Below are 25,539 nucleotides of genomic sequence, written 5' to 3' on the forward strand. Positions count from 1 at the left end.
TCAAACGACTTGCAGAGCGCGGATGGGCCGGGGAACTCGCCGCGCTCGAGAACGAGCGCGGCTCGTACCCGCTCCATCTCCTCGGCCCAGTCGAGGACTTCTTGGAGCGTTGCGTCCATGTGAAGCCGGAGAAAGTGCAGGACGGCGTGCTTCCAGCCGGCAACCCCGTTGCCGGCTGGATGGCTGATCTGCATTAGCGCAGCATCAGTAAGTTTTCGTGCTATCGAGACAGCTTGTTTAACGAAGCGGAAGAGGACCTTTTGCACAACTGTACTCTCCCGCTTCACTTCCAACGTTCTGACGGCTCGTCCCTACGCCGTCCGTGGATTCAATAGAGCCGTCCACCCCAAAACATCTGGATGTCATGCTCTCGGCAGTAATCGACCGTGTCGAAGAGCGACTGGACCGAGCCGAATCGGGATGGCTTGATGTTGAGCCAGTCCGGTTCCCATGGAAGGTTTTCGACCGTCTCGACGCCTCGAATCGGGTAATCCCACGTCACGCGGGCTTCCTCACCTTCGAACAGCGGTCGCGTCTCCTCGTTCAGTTCCGGATCTTCGATGAGCGCCTCGGGGAACCCCTCGATGATTCGCTCGTAAAGCGCTGGGTCGGCAGGCTGGTCCACTGTCGTCCCGTGGTATTGACCTTTGAGGTCGAGTGTTCGAACGGCATCAGTTGCCGAGAGCCGTTCGACAACCTCGGTAGTCCAATCCGATGTCGGGTCCAGTTTGAACTCCAACTCCGGGTTGCGGTCGAGCCAGTCGAGCACGACGTCGCCGGTCGGCGGGTCCTCCAGACGCGTACTCATGACGAATCGAACGGGGTCGTACGTACGGCCGAGACAATCGGCAAGGTTGGTGTTGGACTGTTTCAATGCGAGATCGAGCGCGGCGCTCTCGAACGCCCACTGTCGATAATTACGGAAGATAGACTGGTTCGGTTCAGTCCCGTGAAAGAGATCGATCTCAGATACCTGGGCCGAAAACTCGTCGAGGGTGTAGTCGCCCGTTACGGGAAAGTCCCCTGCGGAACCGTCGAGGGCCTCGTGTGCGTCGTTGTCGTACGTGACGTCCTCTCCACGCCCAGTTTCGCCATCGCCATGCAACGAGACGATGGTCGTCGCTCGGCTGAAACCACTGGACGTGTCCCGCTCGCGTTGTTCGAGCTCGCAATCCTCCACTTCCAGTTCCAGTTCGGAAACGTGACCGTACAGCATCGTGAACCCCCTTTGTCCCGCCGCCATTAATAAGTGAGAGAGACAATCGTAGAACCTGGTAACACTCCTGTCATCTGCTCCGCGTTTCAGGCTCGTAGAGGAGTGACCTTCTGAGTCAATAACTGTCCAGTCAGTCAACCCACTGCCCGCGTCGATCCCGTCCGGGGACTCGGAGCGCTGGCCGCTACTGTGGCACCCACGATGAGATGACGGGTTGGGAATTGGCATCGTTGTCACCTGGTGTTGTTCCTGTCCGCAGGCACTTACTCCGGTTCGCGAACGAATTTGGATCGCTTCCCATGGGAACGTTGCTGCTACTCCGAGCGATCAGTTGCTCGCGCCCCAGAACTGTGCGATCACACTCATCGACCACCAGCCCGAGATGGCACTCGGCGTCAACACCATCGGAACCGGGGAACTCCGGAACAACGTCGCTGGGTTGGCAAAGCCCAGCGACGTGTACGACATCCCAGCCGTACTCACGAGCATCGGCAGGGAGTACAATGGCCCCCTCTTCGAGGAGATCACACTGTCTATGAATACCATCCTGTCCCGGCTGAGCTAACTGGAGTAGTTTTTGTATCAATCCCCGCTGCTGTTGACTTGCTCAACCCTCGGAACTGGGAAAACCCCCAGGCCCTGGTCGGAGGATTGAATAGCGACTCCGGGAAATGGGCACCAACATGCCACTCGACTGGTCGGCGGTCTCCCACGTGACGAAGGTCGACCCGGCCGAGGACCTCCCGGCCGACCTCGGGATTCTCGGCGGAACAGACCTGGTCATCGTCGGCGGTTCCGACGGCGTCACACAGGAGAATTCGCTGGACGTGATCCGGCGTATCAAGTCCCGGTTCCCCGACCTCCCGGTGTTCCAGGAGCCGTACAGCTCCAGTCACGTCTCGACGGAAACCGTCGAGGCCGCGGACTACCTCTCCGTGCCGGCCGTGTACAACGGCGACCAGCAGAACTTCGTCTCGAAGCATCTCGAGTTCTTCACCGAGATCGGGAACAAGCCGGAGGAGATCGTCGGGTCGAGCCTGCCGGTCGTGGGCGGACTGATCGCCTCACGTGGCCGGGACGCCATCGCGGAGCTCTCGGAGAAGGTTGTCGGCGAAGGCTACGTTATCCAGAACCTCGGCTCGAAGGCGGCAGGCGTGTCGGGCGTCGAGAGGGAGTTCACCACCGAGGAGGTCGCTGGCGCGGCCCTGGCGACGGAGTCGTTCTACGGCTTCCCCATCTTCTACGTCGAGTACTCCGGCACCTACGGCGGTCCAGCCGATGTCGAGGCCGCGGCGCAGTACCTCGACGACACGGTGCTCCTCTACGGTGGGGGCATCGAGCGCAACGAGCAGACCCACGAGATCCTCGACGCCGGTGCCGACGCGGTCGTCGTCGGTGACTGTTTCCACGACGAGCCCGAACAGTTCCGGGAGACTCTCCCCTAGTCAGTCCCAGCGTTTGGACCGCGATGCGGTTACGTCGACGCCGGGGCTGTAGTATCGGACCGGCTCGGTGTCCGGCGTGTCGAAACCGTCCGCGGCGAACAGCGTGTTCGTCCGCTCGTCGACGCTCGCCGGATAGAGCGTCCACGGCTCGTGGTCGACGTTCGAGTACCGCACGGTCCCGTCGGGAGCTTCGGTGTAGAACCGGTACCGCTCGAGGAGGAACCGTGCGAGGGGGTCCTCGCGGGCTTCGAACGCTTCACCGCTGGGCCAGTACGTCGCCTCGTACTGGGCCGGCCGGGCGCCGGGGTGGAGCCGCCGGCTCAGGAACCGGACCTTGCCGTCGACCCCTTCCAGCGAGATACGGGCGTAGTAGTAGGGGAGGTGCTGGAACAGTCGTGCACCTGTCACGCCGAGGATCCCCTGCGCGTCGAGACTGAAGAAGTAGACCCCGGGTTCGTCGTCGCAGGTGACGTAGGTGCGGAGGTTCAGCTCGGGGAGCGGCATGCCCCGCCCTTCTGGGACACCAATCGGACGGACGTCGACGTTCGTGAAGGGCACGACGGAGAGCCAGGCGTCCCCGTCGAACGTGTCCACGTCGAGTGCATCTGGCAGGTGCGCGTCGACGGTATCGGGCTCGACCGGGTAGTTGTCGAAGAGGAGGTGCCGCCAGCCCATCGCCAGTGGTAGCATACCCGAACCTGGGGGCCCGGCGTGCAAAACTCCTCGGCCACGGCGTCGGCCTGGCGTCCGTCCGTGAGATACTTTTATTGGCCGACCCTCCCGAGGTGAGGCCATGACGACGGGAGCGACACCCCGGCGGCGCGCGGTTCTCGCCGGGGTGGCGGGCGCGACGGCCGGCCTGGCTGGCTGCAGCGGCGTCTTCGGCGGTGGGGCCGCGGTGTCGGTGCTCGCGGCCGGCAGTCTGAACGACGCACTGGAGAACGGCCTGCGAGAGCGGGTCGACCAGCGCGTCGCGGTCGAGGCCCACGGCTCTGCGCGGGTCGCCCGTCTCGTCGCCGACGGACAGAAGGACCCCGACATCGTCGCCGTCGCGGACCCCGCGCTGTTCGAGTCGACCCTCACGCCCGAGTGGTACGCCGAGTTCGCGACGAACTCCCTCGTCCTCGCATACGACGCCGAGAGCCCGGGCGGCCGTCGGGTCGCCGAAGCGGGCGTGGACGGCTGGTGGCGGCCGCTCCTCGACGAGGGGGTCGCCCTGGGACGGACGGACCCGGACCTGGACCCGCTCGGCTACCGGACGCTGTTCGCACTCGAACTCGCGACCGAACACTACGACACCGACACCAACCTCAGAGCGGCGGTTCCCGCTCCGGGACAGCTGTTCCCCGAGACGCAGCTCGTGAGCCAGTTCGAGACCGGCGCCATCGACGCCGCGTTCACCTACCGGAGCATGGCCGTCGACCGGGGCTACGACTTCGTCGACCTCCCGGCGGCCATCGACCTCGGCGACCCTGCACTCGCCGTCCGGTACGAGACCACGAGCTACGAGCTGCCCGGGGGAACAGTGGTGCAGGGCGCCCCGATAAGTTACGCGGCGACACTCCCTCGAGAGACGGCAGCGACGACCGCGGTGTTCGAGGCACTGACCGGTGACGGCTACCTGACCGACTTCGGGTTCACCGTCCCCGAGCCGTACCCCCGATACACGGGCCAGCCACCGGATGGCCTCGCGAGCTGAGCCGCACCGGGGGCCGGACTGGCTCGCGGTCGCCACGGTCCTCGGGGCGCTGCTGCTCTGTTACTACCTGCTGCCCGTGCTCTCGCTCGTCGCGAGCCAGTCGCCGACGGCGGTGCTGGCTCGGCTCGACGACCCGGCCGTCGTCGGAGCGATGACCACCTCGGTCGTGGCGTCGACGGTGAGTACGCTGGTGGGGGTCGCGTTCGGGCTGCCACTCGCCTACTGGCTGGCCAGGACCGACGGCAGGGTGAAGACGCTGGTGACCGCACTCGTGGTCCTGCCGCTCGTCCTGCCACCCATCGTCAGCGGCATGGTGCTGCTGACGGTCGTCGGTCCGGACACGCTGGTCGGAGAGCTCGCGTCGGCGAGCGGACTCCCGCTCACCCGGTCCATCGCGGGCGTGGTGCTCGCACAGACGTTCGTCGCATCGCCGTTCGTCGTGGTCACAGCCAAGGCCGCGTTCGAGGGGGTCGACGACCGGCTCGAAGCCGCCTCCCGGTCCCTCGGAAAGAGTCGGGCGACGACCGTCCGGCGGGTGACGCTACCCCTCGCATGGCCCGGCATCCTGGCGGGCGTCACGCTCGCGTTCGCCCGTGCAATCGGCGAGTTCGGCGCGACCATCATGCTCGCGTACTACCCCCGGACGATGCCGGTCCAGATCTGGGTGGCGTTCAGCACGGAGGGCCTGTCCGAAGCGTTCCCCGTCGCTGTCGTCCTCCTCGGAGTGTCGGTCGTCAGCCTCGTCGTCCTGAACGCCCTCGGTACGAACCCACTCGACTGACAATGCTCGAACTCGACGCACTGGAGACCCGCTACGACGACTTCACGTTCGGACCACTCGACCTGACGGTCGAGGACGAGGTGCTGGCGGTGCTCGGGCCGTCGGGCAGCGGGAAGACAACGCTCCTCTCGACCGTCGCAGGCATCGTCTCCAGTGCGGGCGGCTCGGTCCGCCTCGACGGCCGAGAGCTCACGGGCAGGCCACCCGAAGCCCGTGGCACCGGCGTCGTGTTCCAGGACGGTGCGCTGTTTCCGCACATGACGGCCCGCGAGAACCTCTCCTACGCCGCGACCGACGCGGGGCGGGTCGGGGAGCTGGCGAACCTGCTCGAGATCGACGACGTGCTGGGCCGTCGTCCGGGGGCGCTCTCCGGGGGCGAACGACAGCGGGTCGCGCTGGCCCGCACGCTCGCCGCCGACCCCGACGCACTCCTGCTCGACGAGCCGCTGTCGAGCCTGGACGCCCCAATCAGGCGACGGCTCCGCTTGGAGCTCCACGACCTGTTCGGCTCGCTCGACATCCCGGTCGTCTGCGTCACCCACGACCAGCGGACGGCGAGTGCCCTGGGCGACCGTCTCGCGGTGCTCCGGGACGGGCAGCTCGAACAGGCGGGGCCGTGTTCGGCAGTGCTGGAGCGGCCGGCCACTCCGTTCGTCGCCCGTTTCACCGGGAGCGAGAACGTCCTTACGGCCCGTGTACTCGAGCGAACGGTCGAAGCGGTGCTACTGGGGCTGGCTCCGGGGCGACCCCTCGCTGCGCTCGACGGCACGAGGGTCACGGCCGACGTGGGGGAGACGGTCACCGTCAGTGTCCACCCGGCACGGTTCGAGTTCGGGCGAGAGACGACGGCGGAACTGCACGGAGTGGCACCGCTTCAGGGGTGCGTCCAGCGGCTGGTGAACGAGGGGGACCAGTACCGTCTCGTGGTCGAGACACGGCCCGGTGGCGACAGCTCGACGGCAGGACTGGCGCTGGCTGTGACGGCGGCGCCGACGACGGTCTCCCGCCTCGGCCTGGCAGCCGGCGAGCAGGTCTCGCTGTCCGTGGACCCGGCAGACGTCAACGTCATCGGCTGAGGACGACACCGGGACGGCCCCCACAGTTCGGCACCGGGTTCGACGAACTCGCCGAGGTAGCGGCCTTCAGTATCGCCGCCCCGTTCGACAGTACAGTGCTGCCGATGCTGGTGGCTCGGGGACGGGCAAGGTCGTGGGGCCGTCGAGAAGGTCGTCACCCTCGAACCAGTCGTCCGCTCGGTGCCGTTGACCGGGCGGACACGCCGGAAGAGCGCCATCGAGAGGCAGGCGGGTAGCTCAGCTCTCGACCGTCTGTACGTCGCCGTCGGCGTACTTCTCGCTGAACTCGCCGATGAGGTTCCCCATCTTCGCGTACCAGTCGTTGAGCATCCGCTGCATCTCCTGGGCGATCTCCTCGGCGTCGCGCGGCCGGTACACGTGGTAGTAGCCGCCCTGGTCGTAGTTCACCTGCTCCTTCTGGAGGAACCCAGCCGAGAGGAGCCGCTGAACCGCCCGGTACGCGGTCGAGCGTTCACGGTCGATCTCCTCGGCGATCTCGTCGACGGTGAGGGCCTCCTCCCCGTCGTTCAGCAGCCGGAAGATCTCCTTGTCGATTCCCTTCAGGTCGTGGAAGCACTCCAGCAGGCCCTCACAGCGCATGTCCGACCGGAGCATCTCGTTCATCGAGTCAGCCATTTCCGTAACGTACGCAGTGGCCACGGAAAAGTGTTTGCAAAATCCGCACAATACTGTTTGCGCGCCGGTTACGGCACTCTCAGTCCTGCGAACTGGGTCGTTCGGCACTCTGGCTGGCACTGTCGTCGGCGCGACTGGAGCGCCAGTAGCCCTGGGCGTACGCACCGAGGAACATTCCGGCGATGGCCCAGAGGATGGGGTAGTTGCCGACACCGAAGCTGGCGTAGGCAGCCCCGGGACAGATGCCGGAGAGCCCCCAGCCGACACCGAAGATGGAGCCACCGATGACGACGTTGCGGTCGAAGGACTTCACCCGGCGCTTGTACTCGTCGCCGGTGATCGGCGCACGGTCGAGGAACGTCGTCGCCACGAAGAACGTGATGCCGGTGACGACCGCCGCGCCGCCCATCACGAACAGCAGCCCGAAGTCCTGGAACTGGAGGAAGTCAAGCACCACCTCAGGGCGTGCCATCCCGCTGATGGCGAGGCCGAGTCCGAACACCAGCCCGCCGAGGTAGATGGCGGGCAGGAACAGTGGGCTCCGCTCGGTCGTGCTCATGGCGACACCCCCAGTGCGGCGACGACCTGTGCCGTCCCGATGGCGAAGGCCATGAACGTCGCGACGTTCACGATCGAGGTGTTCGACAGGGAGCCCACGCCACAGACACCGTGTCCGGACGTACAGCCCTTCCCCAGTCGGGTACCGATACCGACGAGGAAGCCGCCGCCGAGAAGCCGCCACCACTGGACCTCGGTGGTCCAGATGCCGGGGTCGAGCACGAGTCCCCAGACTGCGGCTCCACTGACGATACCCGCGGTGAACGCGAACCGCCACCCGCGGGACTGGAGGTAGGTGAAGCGATTGAACCGGTCGATGTCTGAGACGTACGAGAGCGTGCTCTCGAGGAACGTACTCGCCCCTGCGATGACGCCGGTCGAGAGGTAGATTATCGATGCTCCGAGGCCGACGAGTAGGCCGCCGATTGCGTACGGGAGTACCCCACGCGGGAAGAGGTCGGCCACCGCCAGCAACGGGGTGAGTTCGGCCGTCACCTGCACACACCCCCACGTCGGCTACCGATGTCGATTCGCCGGTCGGTGCCGTCGGCGGTGCCGGGACCGTCGTCACGGGTGCCCGTGCGTCCGGTGTACCGTCCGTCTGTCATTGTCGGTTCCAACTATAGGGGTCGCACGGATAAGGGTTTGCATAGTAATTCTACTTCTAGGCAATACTAACGGAAGAGTACGACATCTCAGACACCACTCGGGCAGTTTTAGTGGGTATTGAACGTTGCAGTAGTGTCGCACGACCGAATTGCTACCGACACGCTTTTTACTGGGCCTCCAGTATTGAGTGGTGAAGTCAATACAATGACTGAGTACGAGACAACCGAGACGCTCGACGTGAAGGGACAGAACTGCCCGATGCCGGTCGTCAAGACGAAACAGAGCATCGACGGCCTCACCAGTGGGGAAGTGCTCGAGGTGCTCGCGACCGACTCCGGCAGCATGAGCGACATCGCCGGCTGGGCCGACTCGACACCGGGAGTCGAACTCGTCGACCAGGTCGAAGGCGACGGTCTCTACACCCACTACGTCCGCAAGACGGAGTAATCATGTCGACCGAGACACCAAACGCTGGCGGCACAGAGGGCGAGGAACCGAGCCGCGCCGAGCTGGCGGCTCGCGTCGGGGAACTCGAGGACCGACTGGCGGACTTCGAGGCCGACACGGCTGACGACAACCCGAAGATGTCCATCATCGCGACGAAGGGTACCCTCGACATGGCGTACCCGCCGCTCATCCTCGCGAGCACCGCTGCTGCGTTCGGATACGAGGTCACCGTGTTCCACACGTTCTGGGGCCTCGACATCCTGCACGAGGAGAAGTCGAAGAGCCTCCAGCTCAGTTCCGTCGGTAACCCCAGTATGCCCGTCCCGAACGTCATCGGGGCGCTACCGGGGATGGACCGGATGACCACCCGGATGATGGAGAAGCAGATCGCCGACAACGACACGGCGACCATCGAGGAGCTCATCGACACCTCGCTCGACATGGGCGTCGAGTTCCAGGCCTGTCAGATGACCATCGACCTCATGGACTACGACGAGGACGACTTCTTCGATGGCGTCACCACGGGCGTCGGCGCAGCGACGGCCATCCAGGACATGGCCGAGGCGGACATCCAGCTCCTGGTCTGACCGACCACTTCCTTCATGACACAGGACTCACCCGAGGAGCGGACGCAGCAGGCCGAGACCGACAGCCAGGCCGCCCCCGACCCGCTCGTCGGTGAGGGCCTGCTGGACGAGGAGATGGGCCCGAGTTCGTCGATGGCCCACCTGTACCGTGGCGAGATACACCGGATGAAGTTCTGGCGCGAGCGGCTGGACCGGACCACGAACTGGGCGGTCGTCGTCATCTCCGCACTGCTGACGTGGTCGTTCTCGTCGACGGGCACGCCCCACTACGTCATCCTCATCGGCATCGCGACCCTGACAGTCTTCCTTATCGTCGAAGCGCGCCGGTATCGGGGCTACGACATCTGGCGCACCCGGGTCCGCTCGCTCCAGCAGAACGTGTTCGCGAAGGGGCTCGACCCGAGCCTGGAGCTCCGTAATCCGGACTGGCGGAGGGAACTGGCGTCGGACTACCGCCAGCCGACGCTGAAGATCACGACTGAGGAGGCCATCGCACATCGGCTGCGACGCATCTATCTCCCGCTGTTCGGGCTGCTCTTCGTCGCCTGGGTGGTGCGGATCACCGCGTTCGCGACGGACTCGTGGCTCGCAACTGCGCGGGTGGGTGCGATTCCGGGAACGGTCGTGACACTCACCGTCGCCGCGTTCTACGTCGCGGCGTTGGTCGTCGCCTTCCGACCACGGACGTGGCACGCGCGCGGCGAACTCAGGTTCGAGGACCTCCGCAGATGACCGGCATCCACGGCGCACCCATACTCCGTAGAGTCTGACCGTTCTGCCCCCGGACCATTTCTCTGACCGCGGGACTGATACTACGTCTTTATAGTATCACTTCGAGTATGTTAAACCATGAGCTCCACTTCCTCGCGGAGATTCCCGTCCATCCAGGTACTGTTCGGTGGCCTCGTCGTCGTCCTCGGGGCGCTGCTCCTGCTGGACACCACCGGCGTGTTCCCCACCTCGGAGCTGTTGCTGTACACCCCGTCACTGTTCGTCGTGATCGGCATCTTCGCGCTGTACCAGAGCCGCCTCCGGAGCATCGTTGGCCCTGTCGTGCTGATCAGCATCGGCGTTGCCTGGCAGGCCGTCGCACTCGGGCTCACGACCGTCGACGACGTCGTCGTGTTCTGGCCGGTGCTCGTCATCGCGTTCGGTCTCTCGGTGGTCCTCGGGACCTACCGGGCGAAGGCTGTCCCGACCGACGACGGCTTCACCTCGATGTTCGCGGCCTTCGGCGGCGCCGAACGACGGAACACCTCGAAGGCGTTCACCGGCGCAGACCTCACCGCCGTGTTCGGCGGCGTCGAGATAGACCTCCGCGACGCCGAGGTCGTCGACCGACCTGCCCGTATCAACGCCGTGGCGCTGTTCGGTTCGGCCGAGGTCGTCGTCCCGCGCGACTGGAACGTGCAGCTGGACGTTCTCCCGGTCCTCGGTGCGGCCGAGGACTCCCGCCGCCGGTACGAGACTGTCAACGACGAGGTCGACCTCGTCGTCGGCGGGTTCACCGCCTTCGGTGGCATCGAAGTCAAGAACTGATGCGCTCCCCCCGGCTGATTGGTCCGAGGTATCGGACCGGCTAGCGCCAGCTCGTCCAGCCACCGTCCACGACCAGTGACTCGCCCGTCACGTAGCTCGCGAGGTCGCTCGCGAGGAACGTGGCCGCGCCACCGATCTCCTCGGGCTGTCCGTAGCGCCCGAGCGGGACCTGCTGGGCGAACGCCTCGGCCTCCTCCTCGCTGGTCTCCTCGTCGCCGCCGATCATCGTCTCGATGCCGCCCGGGTGGACGGCGTTCACCCGGATGTCGTGCTCCGCGAGCTTGTGCGCGAGCGAGTACGTGAGCATCGTGAGTCCACCCTTCGACGCCGAGTACGTCGGCCAGTTGCCGTTGCCGAACAGCCCCGCGACGATGGAGATGTTGATGATGCTCCCGCCGTCGCCCTCGGCCATCCGTTCGGCGGCGACCTGCGACCCGAAGAACGCACCGTAGAGGTTGATGTCCATCAGCCAGCGGTACTCCTCCTCCGAGACGTCGAAGAAATCCTCGGCGCGCCAGACGCCCGCGTTGTTCACCATGATGGAGACGCCACCGAACTCGTCGGCGGCGTCCATGGCGGCCGTGAGGTCATCGCGGTCCGTCACGTCGCAGTGGACGAAGGCCGCGTCGGCGTCGGTCTCCGTCTCGACCTTCTCGTGGGTGGGGGTTCCCTCGCCCTTCGGGTCCTCGCGGATGTCGGCGATGACCACGGCCCTCGCGCCGTGTTCGGCGAACGCGAGTGCGATTCCCCGTCCGATACCCGAGCTGCCGCCCGTGATGACCGCGATTTCGTCGTCAAGTAGTGGCACGCGTGAACACCAGCCGAAATTCGGCGCGAGAGATGATAAAACGAGACGATAGTTCCAGTTCGCTGAGACTCTGGCTGTGGGCCTGCGGCAGCTACTCCGAGCCGGCCTCCGCTGTTCGAACTGTCAGCACCGGTACGGGAGACGTTCGGACGAGCTTCTCGGTGACGCTCCCGAGCAGGTAGCGCTCCAGTCCCGTCCGGCCGTGGGTGCCCATCACCACGAGGTCGACATCGTTCTCCTCGACGTACCGGCGCAGTTTCTTGTACGGGCTCCCGTACGCGACGGCGGTTTCGACCCCACCGACGGCACCGCCGGCCCGTTCGGCGATCCCGTCGACGGCCTCCCGAGCGGACGCCTCGAGCGCGTCGGTCATCAGCTCGGAGCGGACGTCCACCCCCATCGAGAGCGCATCGACGATGGAGACGACGTGCAGTTCGGAGCCGTATCGTGTCGCCAGGTCGAGGCCAACGTCGGCGGCAGCCCCGGCGGCGGCGCTTCCGTCGGTCGGGACCAGCACCGACTCGTACGGGTAGTGCACCGACCCGTCCTCGGCGTCTCGGATCGTCAGCACGGGCACGTCGGAGCGGCGGAGTACCTTCTCCGTGACGCTCCCGAGCAGGTAGCGCTCGACGCCCGTCCGGCCGTGGGTACCCATCACCACGAGGTCGATACCCGCCTCGTCGACGTATTCGAGGATGACCTCGTAGGGAACCCCGGTGCGGACGGTGCGTTCGACCCCGAGGCCGGCGTCGACCATCTCCTCGGTGACCTCATCGACGACCGCCTCGGCACGGGTGCCATCCCGGGCCTGGTGCTCGGCGTTCTCCTGGCTGCGCGAGTCGAGGACGCTGAGAACGTGGACGGTGGCGCCGTAGTGGCTCGCGATGTCCACCGCGTTCCCTACGGCAGCCGCTGCACAATCGCTCCCGTCGGTCGGAACGAGTACCTCGTCGAACATTGTCTGTACGTTGACGGGGAACGAACAAATATCACGGGGGCACAGTGGGCCGACGCCCGCCGGTCGCCCTCCGGCCAGTCTCACGGTCGCCAGCCACGCAGAAAGCCGGTCGAGATGCCACCGACCGCCAGGGCGGAGCCGATGCTGAACGTACGGACCGCGAAGACGGCCGCGGCGGCATCCGCCTGTGAGGCGACGGTGAGCAGCCCCAGAACCGCCCCGAGTAACACGTCGTAGGCCCCGAGACTGGCCGGGACCGGGACGACGCTCGCGGCCTGCGGGAGCGGGATGACCGCGACGATGGGGAGCAACGCGACGGGGGCACCGATGCCCCCGAGGGCGAGCCAGAGCGCGCCGGCCGTGAGCACCTGCTCGACGATGCCCCCGACGGCGATGAGCGCGACGAGCCCGGGAGCGTCCCGGAACGCCGCCGCACGCATCCAGAAGCGGTCGACTGCAGCCGCCACGTCCGCCCGGTCGTGCGGGTCGGACCGGTAGAGCGAGGAGACGAGTCCGACCGGGATCGCGAGGATGGCGACGACGACGCCACGCAGCTGTCCACGGATGACGACCAGGAGGAGACCGACCACGACGAGGAGTGCCACTGCACCGCCCAGCGTGTAGATGAGGAACGGCGGCGTCGGTCCGAGGAGAACCAGCGCGACGACGAGCAGCGTCGAGACGAGCAGCTGGGCGCCCGACTTCACGTACTTCGCGACGCCCCGCACTCCGAGTGCCTCGCTGTAGCTCGTGTCGGTCTCGACGGCGAAGAACCGGGCCATGATGGGCTCCGACGTCACCGGCCCCGCAGGACTGAGTGTATCGAAGAAGTCGCCCGCGAACGCGAACTGAACGCTCTTCGGCGGTGAGATACCGCCGTTGAGCGGACGGACCGAGGCCCAGACACCGATACCGTCCGCGGCGCCCTCGGCGAGCACGAGCCCGAGGACGAGGACGGCGACGACTGGTGCCAGCGTGGTCGCCCGGTCCAGCACCGTCGTCACCCCGACGACCGAGAGGTACACGGCTACCGCAGCCAGCCCGAGCGTCGCGCCGACGATGAACCGCACGAACGGACGCACGTCACGGACTCCGAGGGGGACCTAATTAAACCCGCCGTCGTCGCGTGGGGGACCGGACACTGGATGTGTCGGCCTCCACGCCTGTATGCGCGGTCACGTGTCTCCCCGCGGCAGTGTACCCTGGCGGACGTTGCCAGCGAACCGGGCGGGACAGGTCGACTGCCAGTCTCACGCTCCGGCGGGCGACCCAACAGGTCGTCGAACGGTTTCTCGTCGGGCCGCACTGAGAAGGGCGCGAAACGGTCGCCGGCGAGCCGAGTCGGCGTTAGCTGTGCTGCTCGATGAGGCTCCGCAGCGTGCCCTCGTCCTCGAAGCCGACCATCTGCTCGACCGGCTCACCGTCGGCGAACAGCACCATCGTCGGGACGCCCTGCACGCCGAACTGTGCGGCGAGCTGCTGGTTCGCGTCGACGTCGACCTTCGCGACTGCCGCGTCCGTGCTCTCCGCGAGAGACTCGACGACGGGCTCGAGCATCTGGCAGGGGCCACACCAGTCCGCGTAGAAGTCGACGAGGACGACGTCGTACTCCGACGTGGTCGACGTCAGCTCGTCGACGCCGTTCACGTACACCGGCTCCGCCGGCGCGCCGGCCTCGCCCGCTGTGGCGTCCTCGGTCTGGTTCTTCATCTCGTCGATCTTCTGCTCGCGAATGTCCTCGATTGAACTATCTCCACTCATCACCAGTTGGTTGACGCTCCTCGAACTTAGGTGTTGTGCTCTTTTTGCACAATACAGCCAGTGGCGCTAGGAACGAGAACACGATCAGGAGAACACAGGTGGCTCACGTACCCCATATCGACGTGTTCTCTAGCACAGCCATCCCATCTAATTGTGTATCGAACACGAAATACTATATGGCCGCACCGCGTACTGTCCACCATGACCCGACACGTTGTAGTCCTCGACGCGTCGCTCGGCGAGACCCCAGCAGAGCGCAACCTCGTCCGCGAGCTCGAGGCGGCGTCGCCGGACGTGGACATCGACGTCTACAAGCTGCCGGCAGGGGAGCTCCCGCCGACCGTCGCCAGTCCGGAGTGGCGCTACGACGGGGTCGTCGTCAGCGGGTCGCAGACCGCGGTCTACGAGGACCGGGACTGGATACACGAGGCCACGGCCTGGGTGCGCCGTGTCCACGCGGCGGACGTCCCGATCCTCGGCATCTGCTGGGGCCACCAGTTCATCGCGCAGGCCCTCGGCGGCCGTGTGGTCGATATGGGCGAGTACGAGCTGGGCTACCGGGAGGCCTCGCGCGTCGGCGAGGACCCGCTCTTCGACGGGATTCCGGCCCAGTTCGTCAGTTTCGAGACCCACTCCGACCGCGTGGCGGAGCTCCCACAGGGCGCGACAGTCCTGGCGCGAAACGACAACGGCGTCCAGGCCTACAGAGTCGGCAGCAGCTACGGCCTGCAGTTCCACCCGGAGTACGACCGGCAGACCGCGGTCTGGGTCACCGAGGGGAAGGACCTCCCCGAGGAGCGCATCGAGCAGGTCCGCGACGGAATCACCGACGAGTCCGTGGCCGCAGCCGAGGCGGCGAAGGCCGTCTTCGCGAACTTCCTCGAACTGACCGCGTCACATCAACCGGGCACGAGCCCTGCATACGGCCATCCGTACTGACTCACTCGTTCCCTCCGTCGACAGCGTCCTCCCACGACTCCGCACCGAAGAACTCCTGGAGCGCCATCAGTACGCCGACGTACGTGCCGAACGCGACGAGGACCACCGGAACGACGAACCCGATGACGAGCCAGGCCAGTGAACTCCTGGCCAGCACCTGGATCATCGCCACCACGCCTCCCCGGGGACCACGAGTGAACCGTGAGCGTTCATGGCTACACTCACCCGCGACCCGACAATCAATCTTGTGGCTCTAGTACAATATAGCTCTATCAAAGCGTCTACCCGCACCGACTTGATACTTCAGTAAGCCCATTTCTAGGTGATTCACCGGGTCAAGCACCCGGTTGCCCGTACGTAGAAGACACACTTATGCACAATACTGATTAGCGAGCTCCCCGTAGCGGTACGTATGCGCGCAGTACTTGCAACCGACCTGTCCGACGCCATCGAGACCGCTATCGAGTCACGAACCTGTCTCGAGTGCCTGCAGCGGTACGGAATCGACGAGATCGACCTCGTCACCGTCACGAGCCCGAACGTGACCGCCGGGATGCCGGGAAGCGACATCGGTGGCCGCACGAAGCGAGGCCTCGAACGCCAGCGCGGGAAACTCGAAGCCGAGGGGTTCGGCGTCCGGACGCACGTGATGCGGGGCACGCCACACCGTCGGATCAACGGGCTCGCCGAGCGTATCGACGCCGACCTCCTTATCGTGGGGTCACGCGGGCAGAGTCCCCTGGAACAGCGGTTCATCGGGGGCACCGCGCGGAACGTCGCCCGAACCGCGGCGCGGCCACTGCTCGTGCAGCGTATCCTCGAACACGGCGAGGAGGACCACGAGGTCGCCGCCGAGCACCTCTTCCAGCGGATACTGTACGCGACGGACTTCTCGGAGAACGCCGAGCGGGCGTTCGAGCAGTTCGACCACCTCGAGACCGCCGCCCAGGAGGTGACCCTCCTCCACGTCGCACCGCCGGGCCGCCGGGCAAACGGTGACCCCGACGCCGTCTCGGACGCGGAGGCCCGGCTGGGCGAACTCGCCGATCAGCTCGAGGAGCGCGGTATCGAGACGCGAGTCGTCGTTCGAGAGGGAGCGGCCGTCGAGGAGATACTAGCGGCGGAGCAGCAGTTCCAGCCGACCAGCGTTCTCATGGGCTCGCGCGGTCGAAGCCGGATGCGGCGGCTCCTCCTGGGCAGCGTCTCCGAGGAGGTCACTGCACGTGCCGACTGCAACGTCCTGCTCGTGCCGCCGGCGGGGAGCCGGTGATCACAGCTCCTCGGTGACGTGCTCCCAGATGCTGCACCAGTCCTCGACCGCCACGTAGCCCTCGACCTTCGCACAGGCTCCCCACCCGTCTCCGTTCTTGTCCGGGACGAACTCCGCGCAGTTGCCACAAGACTGACCGGGCTGTCCCAGCCCGTCGGCGATGGCCTCGACCGACTCCATCAGCTGAACCGCCTCCTGGGCGTTGAGTTCGTCCGGGTCGCGCTCCTCCCCACCTTGTGAGCTGGCTGTCCGGTACTCCGCTGGCACCTGCGCAGTCGGGAGCTCTGACTCCGTCAGCCCCTCCGGGACACTGGGCTCGGGCAGTTCCTCCCAGACGCTACACCAATCCGCACCGTCGATGTACCCCTGGACCGCCGAACACGCGCCGAAGGCGTCCCCGTTCCTGTCGGGAACGAAATCGTCGCAGTTCGCACAACAGCGGCCCGGCTGGTGGGCGTCGTTCTCCAGAGCCTCGTCGTACTCGGAGAACTGCACGTCGCCCTTGGCGAACAGCTCGTCCGCGTTCCGCTGCTCGCCGCCGAGGGAGACGGCCGTACGATACGGTTCGGGGACGGGCCCGTTCTCGAACTCCTCAGCCGAAACGCCGTCCGGGAGTTCCTCCCCGTCGTCGGCCATCGTGGTCGGGGTGGCTCCGGCAGTGGTCGTCCCACCGCCATCAGTGCTTTCGCCGTCACCACCGAGGCAGCCACTCAGTGCTGCGATTCCCCCCGTCGCGACCAGGTAGTGTCGCCGGCTCCAGTAGTGGTAGGCGGCGCCAGCACCGGATTTCGGTTCCTCCATACGTGCACGTCAGTTACTATCATATAAAATTATGAACTTTGTACTCGTCCTAACTCCAGCTTATAGCTGTTCGAAAACGTCGTGTTGGCCCACGGCGAAACGGAAGGAGAACACGGCAGCCCACGGTCAGGCCGCTATGGAACCGCTCAGTCGCCGGTCAGGGCGTCCTGACTGGCAGCACAGTTGTTCGGGCCGAGTTCGAGCTCGAACGCCTCCTCGTCGTCGGCGCTCTGCTGGCCGAGGTTCGTCGCGATGATGTCCTCGTAGTTCGCGGGACGCGGGGGCATGTCGTCGAGCACGACGTCGACGAAGTCCTCCTCGTCCATCGTGAGTGCGTCCATCTCCTCGCGGAGCTGGCCGATGGGAGCGGTGTAGGTCCCGTCCTCGGCGGGCTCGGCTGCGTCGCTGAAGTGCGCACCCCCGACGAGGACCTCGTCGTCGAGCGTCAGGACCTTCGTCTGAAGCGACTCGTAGAGCTGGCGCGCCGCGTCTGGCGCACCCTCGTCACCCTCCTCGAGGTCGGGACGGGCGACGCTCTCGACGAACAGCCCGTCTCCCGTCGCGAGCAGGCTGCCCCCGAGAAGGTAGGAGGTCATGCCGCTGGTGTGGCCCGGCGTGTACACCGTCTCGACGGTCGCGTCGCCGACGGCGAACTCGTCGCCACTCTCGGCGGAGACGAGCTCGTCGATGTAGGTGACGTTGCGCTGGCGCGCGGCCTCAGGGATGACGCCGGTGACGCCCTCCTCGTCCAGCTCGCGGACGCCGGAGATGTGGTCGGCGTGGATGTGCGTGTCGAACGCGTAGGTCAGTTCGGCGTCGAGCGCGGCCGCGTCATCGAGGTAGCGGTCGGTGAACGCGCGGAGGGGGTCGACCACTGCCGCCTCGCCGCCGGAGACGAGGAGGTAGCCCAGACAGCCACTCGACGGGCGCTGGTACTGGTAGAGCGTCCCGGGCCCATCGTAGCGCGCCACCTCGACGCGCTCGTAGATGCGTGCCCAACCGTTCATGCCTTCGTCCAGGTGGACGACGTCGCGGCCGTTCTCCGCGAGCTTGCCCGCGACGTACGCGCTGGCCCCGCCCTTCGCACAGAGCACCACGAGCGGTTCCCCCTCGGGAACCTGTTCGAGGATGCTGTCCTCGACCTCGTCCTCGAGGAAGTGGAAGTACGGGACGTTGGCGATCTCGACGTTTGCACCCTCGATGTGCCACTCGTCGAAGTCACCGTTCATCCGAGCGTCGAGGATGGTCACGTCCTCGCCGTCGTCGATCCGCTGCTTCAGTTCGTCCGGTTCGATCTCGTCGACCTCGACATCGGGTGTCGGGAAGTCGTCTGCATCCATGTTACACTCACCGTTTGGGGATGGGTCACCTTATATCTTGTGAGATTTGTGCAATACAACGAATATTGGATAGCGGAATTCAGAGACAAAACACCCTACAGGGCGCTTATATGGGTCTGGAAGGGTGAGTATAGGAGAATAGAAGTGCAAATTAGAAGCAATACAGTCCTGCCGTCAGTCGCTGAACGACGCCGCAGGCGCGGACTCGGACTCGTCACGGCGCAGCTCCTGGATGGCGCTGTAGGTGACTGCGCCACTGACGAGCAGTGCGGCTCCGAGGATGATGACGAGGCTGACGGTGTCGAGGATGGGCATCTCGAGGACCCCACCGATCTCGCGGACGGCGACCGCGATGGCACCGAGCAGCAGCATCACACCGAAGTACACCTTGATGTCGTCCTCTTCGACCAGGCTCGTCGCGGCCGCACCGAGGCGCGCCCCCAGTGCGCTACCCGCGAGCAGCGGGACGACGATGCTGAGGTCCACCGCGCCGGACTGCGCGTAGAGGAAGCTGCCCAGACCGCCGGAGAAGACGATCTCGAACAGGTCCGTCCCGACCGCGACAGGAACCGGCACGCCGATGAGGTAGAACAGCGCGGGCATCCGGATGAACCCGCCGCCCACGCCGAGGAACCCCGAGAGCAGCCCGGTCGCGAACGCGACCAGGAGGATGAGCCAGAGCGAGACCCTGACCCCACCACGGAGCTTCATCATCGGTGGGAACCGATACGACTGGATCTTCTTGGCGATGTCGGGGATGTCGTCGGCGTCGATTTCGCCCTCGGCGTCGTGGTCGATGCCGCCACCGTCACCGCCTTTGAGCGCTTCACGCGTGACGAACACACCGATGCCGCCAAGCAGGAGGACGTACGCGACGCTGACGATCGTGCCGGCGAGCCCGATGTGTTGCAGGTACTCGAGCCCGAGCTTGCCGACCTCGATGCCGGCCGTGGTCCCGGCGATCATCAGGATGCCGAGCTTGTAGTCGACCTGGCCGAGGTCACGGTGTTTGAGCGTCGCGATGACGGAGGTACCGAACACGAAGGCCAGTCCGGAACCGACCGCGACGTTCGGCTCGTACCCCATCACGAGTAGCGCGGGCGTGACGAGGAAAGAGCCGCCCATCCCGAAGAACCCGAACAGGATGCCGATGAGCAGGCCGAAGCCGGTGAAGAGTAGCAACAGGTCCACACCGACCCCCATCAGCTCCATCATTTGTCGGCACCTCCGGTCGCCGTCGAGCAACGCCGAAGTAGTACGTCTGCGACCTTGCACTCACCTTCGAGGACACGACGGACTGAGGCCCCGACCACGGACTCCAGCGCCCCGTAGCCGACGTACAGGAGGAGCGCCTCGAAGAGCACGATTCCGACCAGTGCCGCCGCGAGAGCGTTCCCGCTCAGCGCCTCAATACCTAACATCGATACTCACCCATCCGAACGGTCTTGCGTGGATATTGGAATTCTGCACGGTAGACCGTAATCGAGGAGGGTAGATAACAGTTTTGGGATTATCGTACAATACTATATCGCCATAACAGACGCGTACGGATGCATAAGTTACGTGTAGCTACACCTGTCGGCGAACCTGATTTTCAGCTCGCACAGGAACAGCGCCTGGCGCGGCCCCGGCCTACGCGGTCAGAACCGTCGCCAGAGCGTCCAGCACACGGTCGACCTTCTCGACCTCTGCATTGTATCCCATGTGACCGACCCGGAGGATGTCGCCCGCCAGCTCACCGAGGCCGGTCGAGAGCACGACGTCGTGCTCGGACGCGAGCTCCCCCTGCGCTGCTTCGGCTCGTCCGGGCAGGTGGAACGCGGTGACGGTCGGTGCGCTGCGCTCCGCCGGCGGATACAGCTCGAGCCCCAGCTCCGCCCCCCGCTCGCGACAGTGCGTTGCTGCCCGCTCGTGTCGCTCGTACACCGACTCCAACCCCTCCTCGAGCAACAGCGAGAGCGACTCGTCGAGCGCGGCGACGTTTGCGGCCAGATGGGTGTACGGGAACCGCTCGGCCGTGTCGCGCCACGGGAGCAGGTTCGTGTAGAGCGAGTCGGGGTCCCGCTCCGTGGCTACCTCCCACGCCCTGTCGCTGACCGCGGCGGTCGTCAGCCCCGGCGGGGAGCTGAACGCCTTCTGGGACGCCCCGAGGTTGATGTCGATGTACTCGTCAGGGACCGGCGTCCCGCCGAGGGAGGAGACCGCATCCACGATGGTCAGTACACCGTAGTCGTCGAGCAGTTCCAACACTGGCTCGATGTCGTTCAGCGTTCCCGTCGGGGTCTCGCAGTGGACCATCGTGGCGAGCTCGTAGTCGCCCCGTTCAAGCTCGGCCTCGACCCCGCCCACGTCCAGTGGCTCAGTGTACTCGGCCCCGACCACCGTCGGCTCGCCGCCGTAGCTCTCGACGAAGTCCGCGAAGCCGTCGCCGTACAGCCCGTTCGAGACGCACAGCACCTCGTCGCCCGGACCGACCGTGGACGCGATAGCGGCCTCCAGGCCGAGGATTCCCTCGCCACCCATCACGACGACGTCGTCGTCGGTCCCGTAGACACGCTGGAGCTTCCCGCAGACGTCGTCGTAGAGCTCGAAGAAGGACTGCTCGACGTCAGGGTTCGGCATCGGCTCGCTCATGCGCTCGCGGACCCGCGGCGGCACGGCCGTCGGGCCGGGTGTCATCTGCATGGGTCGACGTTGCGGGCCACGAGGCTTAGCCGTGGGGGATGCTCGGACGGACCGCCCGCGACGAGAAAGCACAAGGAGACACCACACCCACAGGTGGCCATGAGCAAACTCTCGCCCGCGGACCTCGAGCAGTACATCTTCTCGCGCACGGGCGCAGCAAACGACGACTTGCTCGTCGGCGCCGGCTACGGCGAGGACGCCGCCGCCATCGCGGCCGACGGCTCGACACTCGTCGTCAGCACCGACCCGATCTCGCTCGCCGCCGAACGAATCGGTACCCTCGGCGTCGCCATCGCGAGCAACGACGTGGCTGCCTGTGGTGGCATCCCCGAGTGGCTGGTGAGCACCATCTTCCTGCCCGACGAGGACGAGGGACATCTCGACACCGTGACCGGGCAACTCGACGCGGAGGCTCGTCGACTCGGTATCACGATCGTCAGCGGCCACACCGAGACACTCGCCGCACTCGACAGGCCGCTCCTCTCGCTCACCTGTATGGGTCCGACCGACCGCTACGTGCCGACCTCGGGCGCGAACCCAGGGGACGTCGTGCTACTCACGAAGTGGGCCGGTATCGAGGGGAGCGCGGTCCTGGCGACGGATTTCCGCGACACCCTACTCGACGCTGGCGTCGAGTCGGCCACTGTCGACCGCGCGGCGGCGTTCTTCGACGACGTGAGCGTGCTCCCCGAGTCAGCCGTGCTCGCTCCGGTCGCGACCGCGATGCACGACCCCACCGAGGGGGGCGTGCTCAACGGACTCGTCGAGCTCGCCTGTGCCTCCGATGTCTCCATCGAACTCGACAGTGAAGCCGTCCCCATCAGGGACGAGACCCGTCGACTCTGTGCCGCGATGGGCGTCGACCCGCTTCGAATCCTCGGCTCTGGTGCGATGCTCGCCACCGTTCCGGCAGGGAAGTCGGAGCGCGTGGTCTCGTCGCTCGAATCCGAGGGGCTCGATGCGACGGTCATCGCGTCCGTCTCGGCCGCCGACGACCCAGCAGCCATCGGAGTCCACACCGATGGCCGACAGTACCGGGACAGCGTGCGCGACGACATGTACGACCTCTGGGAGTGAGCGCCGTCCGCCAGTGCGTTCCCGAGTCCGTCACGCAGGGTTTAATTCCCAGTTCCGGTAACTTCCACGAACGATGGGTTCTCCAGTGCTCACAGCTGTGTCCGGGATCGAGCTCCCACTATACACCGTGCCCGTCCTCGGTATCGAACTGGCACAGACACAAATCACCCTCGTCGGTGTCGTCCTGATAGGGCTGCTGCTCGTCGGCTCGGGCTTCTTCTCCTCCTCGGAGATCGCACTGTTCTCCCTGCCGACCCACCAGATCGACGCGATGGTCGAAGAGGGCAAGCGCGGAGCGAACGCGGTCAAGTCCCTCAAGGAGGACCCCCACCGGCTGCTCGTGACCATCCTCGTCGGGAACAACATGGTCAACATCACGATGTCCTCCGTCTCGACCACGCTGGTCGGCTTCTACTTCGACCCGGGGACGGCGGTCATCGTCTCGTCGCTCGGTATCACCTCGATGGTGCTGATATTCGGCGAGAGCGCACCCAAGTCCTACGCGGTCGAGAACACGGAACTCCACGCCCGGCGCGTCGCACGGGGGCTGAAAGTCGTAGAGAAGGTGCTCTGGCCGCTCATCTTCCTGTTCTACCATCTGACGGGCGTCGTGAACAGACTCACCGGCGGCAGCTCCTCGATAGAGTCGACGTACGTCTCCCGCGACGAGATCCGGAACATGATCAAGACGGGCGAGCGCGAGGGGGTCCTCAACGAGGAGGAACGCCAGATGCTCCAGCGCACGTTGCGGTTCACCGACGCGAGTGCGAAGGAGGTGATGACCCCACGCCTCGACATGGCCGCCGTCTCGGTCCACGCGTCGGTCGACGAGGCCATCGAGAGCTGTATCAAGTCGGGGCACGCCCGCCTCCCGGCCTACGACGGTTCGCTGGACAACGTGACCGGTGTCTTCGACATCCGGGAGCTCGAGGACTCCGACTACGATAGCTTCTCCGAGCTCGAGGTCGCCGACGTCGTCAGGCCGACGCTCCACGTGCCCGAGTCCAAGAGCGTCGACGAACTGCTCACGGAGATGCGCGAGAACCGGCTGCACATGGTTATCGTCATGGACGAGTTCGGCGCGACCCAGGGGCTCATCACGATGGAGGACGTCCTCGAGGAGATCGTCGGCGAGATACTGGTCGGCGACGAGGAGCACCCGATGGAGTTCGTCCACGACAACGAGGTGCTGGTTCGCGGCGAGGTCAATATCGACGAGGTGAACGAGGCCCTCGGTATAGAGCTCCCCGAGGGCGAGGAGTTCGAGACCATCGCCGGCTTCATCTTCAACCGCGCCGGCCGCCTCGTCGAACAGGGAGAGGAGTTCGAGTACGAAAACGTGACCCTGCGGGCCGAACAGGTCGAGGACACCCGGATTCAGAAGGCACGGGTGACCGTCGAACCCGCTGTCGAGGACCGGGCAGACGGCGAACCGTCGGTCGACGAGGGCGACCAAGACTGACGGCCTTTCGGTAGAGGTCCAAACGATTAGGGACCGGGCCGACGTACCGTCTCCCAACGAGAGATGTACGACAACATCCTGTTCCCCTTCGACGGCAGCGACGGAGCCGCTGCAGCACTCCACCACACGAGCGAGCTCGCTCACTGGGCCGACGCGACAATCCAGGTGCTCTACGTTGCCGACACGACCCGCGACAGCATCACCGTCGTCGACGGCGAAACCGTCGACGCGCTCGTACAACAGGGCGAGGAGGTAGTCGAGGAGGCTGCAAAGACGCTCGACACCCTCGGCGCTGCGTACGACACCGACATCGTACAGGGCAACCCCGCCCCGACGATCGTCGACTACGCCGAGCGGTACGACCAGGACCTGGTCGTCATGCCAACCCACGGCCGCGAAGGGGTCTCGAGATACCTGGCTGGGAGTGTCTCCGAGAAGGTGGTCCGACTCTCCCCGGTTCCAGTTCTTACAGTTCGCATGCAGCCCGACGAGACGTTCGCGTTCCCCTACGAGAACATCCTCGTCCCGACGGACGGGAGCGCCGCGGCGACCGCTGCTGCGGACCAGCTGGTCGAGTTCGCGGCACAGCTGGATGCGACGCTCCACGTCCTCTCGGTCGTGGACGACGCTGCACTCGGGCTCGATGTCCGGTCAGTGACGTCCGGGAAGGACAGCGAAGCCGCCGCGACCGACGCCGTCGAGACTGTGGTCTCGACAGCCGAGGAGCGTGGGGTCAAGAACACCGTCACCCACATCGAACACGGAACGCCGGTCGAGGGGATACTCGACTGTATCGAGTCGAACGAGATACACGCAGTCGGGATGGGGACGACGGGGCGACGGGGCACGGACCGTATCCTGCTTGGGAGTGTCGCCGAGAACACCGTCCGCTCCGCACCGGTTCCCGTGATGACACTCGCGGAGCCGAGTGAGTGACACAGAGGAGACCCTGCTACTGGGACGTTACCGGCCGCGTTTCACCGCCACTCCGCCAGGCGGCGAAGGTGGGGCCCTCGACGCGTACGCCAGCCACCCTGGACGGACTTCCTCACGACCGCCCGGCATCTTCCTGTACGTGAGACCCCGCTGGGAGGCAGGGCGGCGAAAGCAGGGTTGGAAACCCGAGCGACGTACAAAGGTAAAGTAGCTTTGCCGCAGACACACGGATATGACCGACGATGAGATCGACGATGTCGACAGAGCCATCCTCTATGCACTCCAGGAAGACGCTCGGAACATGGCGTCCGGAGACATCGCGGAGCGGACCGGGACCTCCGACAGCACTGTCCGCAAGCGCATCCAGCGTCTCGAATCGAACGGCGTAATCAAAGGATACAGCGCCAGCGTCGACTATCAGCGGTCAGGCTATCCGCTCCGAATGCTGCTCTACTGTACCGCTACGATCCCCGAACGTGGCGACCTCGTTCCGGATATCTTAGACATCGATGGCGTCGTATCGGTCCAGGAGCTGGTCACTGGTGAACAGAACCTCCTGGTCACTGCAGTCGGCGAGACGGACGGCGATATCACACCCGTCGCACAGGAGCTCCTCGACATGGGGCTCACCGTCGCCGACGAGGTTCTCGTACGGAGCCACGAGACGACGCCCTTCGGCAAGTTCGACTCCGAGACCCAGCGAGGAGACGGCACCTAGACGAGGACACGTTCGACGTCCAGCTCGGTCGCGCGTCGAACGACTGCCAGTACTGGGTCGACAGAGCCCGTCAGATTGTCCGAGTCACCGTCCAGGACGAGGCGTGCTTCGCGCGGGGACTGACTACCACCGGGACCGACTCGTCGAGCACAACGGCCGCCGGCAGGTCCGATGTCTCCAGCAGGCACTCC

General features: G+C 65.7%; 30 protein-coding genes and 2 pseudogenes. 15 read left to right on the forward strand and 17 right to left on the reverse strand.

Annotated elements, in window-relative coordinates; translation table 11 throughout:
* Positions 1 to 266: pseudogene (locus BLT27_RS15050) on the reverse strand (IS5/IS1182 family transposase); the annotation flags it as partial.
* Between the two features lie 62 nt (positions 267 to 328).
* Complete coding sequence (locus BLT27_RS15055; RefSeq protein ID WP_245707788.1) at positions 329 to 1,216, reverse strand: hypothetical protein; 888 nt, start codon at positions 1,214 to 1,216, stop codon at positions 329 to 331.
* A 382-nt stretch (positions 1,217 to 1,598) separates the two neighbouring features.
* On the opposite strand from BLT27_RS15055, the gene BLT27_RS20055 reads away from it, so the two are divergent.
* Positions 1,599 to 1,781: a cysteine hydrolase family protein gene (locus BLT27_RS20055; RefSeq protein ID WP_217639166.1), complete on the forward strand. Its 183-nt coding sequence runs from the start codon at positions 1,599 to 1,601 to the stop codon at positions 1,779 to 1,781.
* A gap of 118 nt (positions 1,782 to 1,899) precedes the next feature.
* Complete coding sequence (locus BLT27_RS15065; protein ID WP_089735443.1) at positions 1,900 to 2,661, forward strand: geranylgeranylglyceryl/heptaprenylglyceryl phosphate synthase; 762 nt, start codon at positions 1,900 to 1,902, stop codon at positions 2,659 to 2,661.
* Here BLT27_RS15065 and BLT27_RS15070 read toward each other — a convergent pair whose 3' ends face one another.
* A complete protein-coding gene (locus BLT27_RS15070) occupies positions 2,662 to 3,351 on the reverse strand; it encodes a YqjF family protein (protein WP_245707790.1) in 690 nt (229 codons plus the stop codon).
* A gap of 103 nt (positions 3,352 to 3,454) precedes the next feature.
* Between BLT27_RS15070 and BLT27_RS15075 the strand changes: the two genes are divergently transcribed.
* From BLT27_RS15075 to BLT27_RS15085, 3 genes are read left to right on the forward strand one after another with little or no spacing between them, the layout of a single operon-like run.
* The gene (locus BLT27_RS15075; RefSeq protein WP_089735348.1) at positions 3,455 to 4,360 is read left to right on the forward strand and encodes an extracellular solute-binding protein; all 906 of its coding nucleotides are present in this window, start codon (positions 3,455 to 3,457) and stop codon (positions 4,358 to 4,360) included.
* Positions 4,344 to 5,141, forward strand: a complete 798-nt coding sequence (locus tag BLT27_RS15080) for an ABC transporter permease (protein ID WP_089735350.1) — start codon at positions 4,344 to 4,346, stop codon at positions 5,139 to 5,141. The genes BLT27_RS15075 and BLT27_RS15080 overlap by 17 nt, the downstream gene beginning before the upstream one ends.
* 2 nt (positions 5,142 to 5,143) lie before the next feature.
* Entirely contained in the window at positions 5,144 to 6,217 is a 1,074-nt protein-coding gene (locus tag BLT27_RS15085) for an ABC transporter ATP-binding protein (RefSeq protein WP_089735353.1), read from the forward strand.
* Between the two features lie 237 nt (positions 6,218 to 6,454).
* Here BLT27_RS15085 and BLT27_RS15090 read toward each other — a convergent pair whose 3' ends face one another.
* The 3 genes from BLT27_RS15090 to BLT27_RS15100 form a co-directional block, all read right to left on the reverse strand.
* A complete protein-coding gene (locus BLT27_RS15090; protein WP_089735355.1) occupies positions 6,455 to 6,853 on the reverse strand; it encodes a helix-turn-helix domain-containing protein in 399 nt (132 codons plus the stop codon).
* Between the two features lie 79 nt (positions 6,854 to 6,932).
* Entirely contained in the window at positions 6,933 to 7,412 is a 480-nt protein-coding gene (locus BLT27_RS15095; RefSeq protein ID WP_089735356.1) for a YeeE/YedE family protein, read from the reverse strand.
* On the reverse strand, positions 7,409 to 7,906 hold the full coding sequence (locus BLT27_RS15100) for a YeeE/YedE family protein (protein ID WP_089735357.1): 498 nt from the start codon (positions 7,904 to 7,906) through the stop codon (positions 7,409 to 7,411). Before BLT27_RS15100 ends, BLT27_RS15095 begins: the two co-directional genes overlap by 4 nt.
* Before the next feature lie 318 nt (positions 7,907 to 8,224).
* Here BLT27_RS15100 and BLT27_RS15105 point away from each other — a divergent pair, with 318 nt between their 5' ends.
* The 4 genes from BLT27_RS15105 (at position 8,225) to BLT27_RS15120 (ending at position 10,593) form a co-directional block, all read left to right on the forward strand.
* Positions 8,225 to 8,467, forward strand: a complete 243-nt coding sequence (locus tag BLT27_RS15105; protein ID WP_089735359.1) for a sulfurtransferase TusA family protein — start codon at positions 8,225 to 8,227, stop codon at positions 8,465 to 8,467.
* Between the two features lie 2 nt (positions 8,468 to 8,469).
* The gene (locus BLT27_RS15110) at positions 8,470 to 9,054 is read left to right on the forward strand and encodes a DsrE/DsrF/DrsH-like family protein (protein ID WP_089735361.1); all 585 of its coding nucleotides are present in this window, start codon (positions 8,470 to 8,472) and stop codon (positions 9,052 to 9,054) included.
* 15 nt (positions 9,055 to 9,069) lie between these two features.
* Positions 9,070 to 9,786, forward strand: coding sequence for a DUF2270 domain-containing protein (locus tag BLT27_RS15115; protein ID WP_089735363.1), 717 nt, complete (start codon positions 9,070 to 9,072; stop codon positions 9,784 to 9,786).
* 117 nt (positions 9,787 to 9,903) lie between these two features.
* Entirely contained in the window at positions 9,904 to 10,593 is a 690-nt protein-coding gene (locus tag BLT27_RS15120; RefSeq protein ID WP_089735364.1) for a LiaF transmembrane domain-containing protein, read from the forward strand.
* Between the two features lie 40 nt (positions 10,594 to 10,633).
* Here the strand turns inward: BLT27_RS15120 and BLT27_RS15125 are convergent, their stop codons facing one another.
* The 4 genes from BLT27_RS15125 to trxA form a co-directional block, all read right to left on the reverse strand.
* On the reverse strand, positions 10,634 to 11,401 hold the full coding sequence (locus tag BLT27_RS15125) for an SDR family NAD(P)-dependent oxidoreductase (protein ID WP_089735366.1): 768 nt from the start codon (positions 11,399 to 11,401) through the stop codon (positions 10,634 to 10,636).
* A 91-nt stretch (positions 11,402 to 11,492) separates the two neighbouring features.
* On the reverse strand, positions 11,493 to 12,359 hold the full coding sequence (locus BLT27_RS15130; protein WP_089735368.1) for a universal stress protein: 867 nt from the start codon (positions 12,357 to 12,359) through the stop codon (positions 11,493 to 11,495).
* Between the two features lie 80 nt (positions 12,360 to 12,439).
* Complete coding sequence (locus BLT27_RS15135; protein WP_089735370.1) at positions 12,440 to 13,441, reverse strand: lysylphosphatidylglycerol synthase domain-containing protein; 1,002 nt, start codon at positions 13,439 to 13,441, stop codon at positions 12,440 to 12,442.
* A gap of 265 nt (positions 13,442 to 13,706) precedes the next feature.
* Positions 13,707 to 14,120, reverse strand: coding sequence for a thioredoxin (gene trxA / locus BLT27_RS15140; RefSeq protein WP_089735372.1), 414 nt, complete (start codon positions 14,118 to 14,120; stop codon positions 13,707 to 13,709).
* 201 nt (positions 14,121 to 14,321) lie between these two features.
* On the opposite strand from trxA, the gene BLT27_RS15145 reads away from it, so the two are divergent.
* Positions 14,322 to 15,059 carry a type 1 glutamine amidotransferase gene (locus tag BLT27_RS15145; RefSeq protein WP_089735374.1) on the forward strand — a complete coding sequence of 246 codons (738 nt, stop codon included), beginning with the start codon at positions 14,322 to 14,324 and terminating at the stop codon, positions 15,057 to 15,059.
* A 1-nt stretch (position 15,060) separates the two neighbouring features.
* On the opposite strand, the gene BLT27_RS19900 is transcribed toward BLT27_RS15145, so the two are convergent.
* Positions 15,061 to 15,231, reverse strand: coding sequence for a hypothetical protein (locus tag BLT27_RS19900; protein ID WP_175526482.1), 171 nt, complete (start codon positions 15,229 to 15,231; stop codon positions 15,061 to 15,063).
* A gap of 240 nt (positions 15,232 to 15,471) precedes the next feature.
* On the opposite strand from BLT27_RS19900, the gene BLT27_RS15150 reads away from it, so the two are divergent.
* Positions 15,472 to 16,329, forward strand: a complete 858-nt coding sequence (locus tag BLT27_RS15150) for a universal stress protein (protein ID WP_089735376.1) — start codon at positions 15,472 to 15,474, stop codon at positions 16,327 to 16,329.
* Here the strand turns inward: BLT27_RS15150 and BLT27_RS15155 are convergent, their stop codons facing one another.
* The 5 genes from BLT27_RS15155 to BLT27_RS15175 all read right to left on the reverse strand — a co-directional run bounded on the left by BLT27_RS15155 (position 16,330) and on the right by BLT27_RS15175 (position 21,155).
* Positions 16,330 to 17,130 carry a high-potential iron-sulfur protein gene (locus tag BLT27_RS15155; protein WP_089735379.1) on the reverse strand — a complete coding sequence of 267 codons (801 nt, stop codon included), beginning with the start codon at positions 17,128 to 17,130 and terminating at the stop codon, positions 16,330 to 16,332.
* Between the two features lie 146 nt (positions 17,131 to 17,276).
* Complete coding sequence (locus BLT27_RS15160) at positions 17,277 to 18,470, reverse strand: MBL fold metallo-hydrolase (RefSeq protein WP_089735381.1); 1,194 nt, start codon at positions 18,468 to 18,470, stop codon at positions 17,277 to 17,279.
* A 174-nt stretch (positions 18,471 to 18,644) separates the two neighbouring features.
* Positions 18,645 to 19,685 carry a sulfite exporter TauE/SafE family protein gene (locus BLT27_RS15165; protein ID WP_390255084.1) on the reverse strand — a complete coding sequence of 347 codons (1,041 nt, stop codon included), beginning with the start codon at positions 19,683 to 19,685 and terminating at the stop codon, positions 18,645 to 18,647.
* Entirely contained in the window at positions 19,682 to 19,891 is a 210-nt protein-coding gene (locus BLT27_RS15170; RefSeq protein ID WP_089735383.1) for a DUF7512 family protein, read from the reverse strand. The genes BLT27_RS15165 and BLT27_RS15170 overlap by 4 nt, the downstream gene beginning before the upstream one ends.
* 211 nt (positions 19,892 to 20,102) lie before the next feature.
* The gene (locus BLT27_RS15175) at positions 20,103 to 21,155 is read right to left on the reverse strand and encodes a pyridoxal-phosphate-dependent aminotransferase family protein (protein WP_089735385.1); all 1,053 of its coding nucleotides are present in this window, start codon (positions 21,153 to 21,155) and stop codon (positions 20,103 to 20,105) included.
* 99 nt (positions 21,156 to 21,254) lie between these two features.
* Between BLT27_RS15175 and BLT27_RS15180 the strand changes: the two genes are divergently transcribed.
* From BLT27_RS15180 to BLT27_RS15195, 4 genes are all read left to right on the forward strand, one after another.
* Positions 21,255 to 22,232 (forward strand): AIR synthase family protein, encoded by a 978-nt coding sequence (locus BLT27_RS15180; RefSeq protein ID WP_089735387.1) that lies wholly within the window; start codon positions 21,255 to 21,257, stop codon positions 22,230 to 22,232.
* 73 nt (positions 22,233 to 22,305) lie between these two features.
* Positions 22,306 to 23,694, forward strand: a complete 1,389-nt coding sequence (locus BLT27_RS15185) for a hemolysin family protein (protein WP_089735390.1) — start codon at positions 22,306 to 22,308, stop codon at positions 23,692 to 23,694.
* Positions 23,695 to 23,757: 63 nt separating this feature from the next.
* Positions 23,758 to 24,630, forward strand: coding sequence for a universal stress protein (locus BLT27_RS15190; protein WP_089735392.1), 873 nt, complete (start codon positions 23,758 to 23,760; stop codon positions 24,628 to 24,630).
* A gap of 232 nt (positions 24,631 to 24,862) precedes the next feature.
* Positions 24,863 to 25,348: an Lrp/AsnC family transcriptional regulator gene (locus BLT27_RS15195; protein ID WP_089735394.1), complete on the forward strand. Its 486-nt coding sequence runs from the start codon at positions 24,863 to 24,865 to the stop codon at positions 25,346 to 25,348.
* Here the strand turns inward: BLT27_RS15195 and BLT27_RS20235 are convergent.
* Positions 25,345 to 25,461, reverse strand: a pseudogene (locus BLT27_RS20235) (amidohydrolase family protein); the annotation flags it as partial. The gene BLT27_RS15195 and the pseudogene BLT27_RS20235 overlap by 4 nt on opposite strands.
* Between the last annotated feature and the right edge of the window lie 78 nt (positions 25,462 to 25,539).

Origin of the sequence: Haloarchaeobius iranensis (genome assembly GCF_900103505.1) — an archaeon.
Classification (GTDB): domain Archaea; phylum Halobacteriota; class Halobacteria; order Halobacteriales; family Natrialbaceae; genus Haloarchaeobius; species Haloarchaeobius iranensis.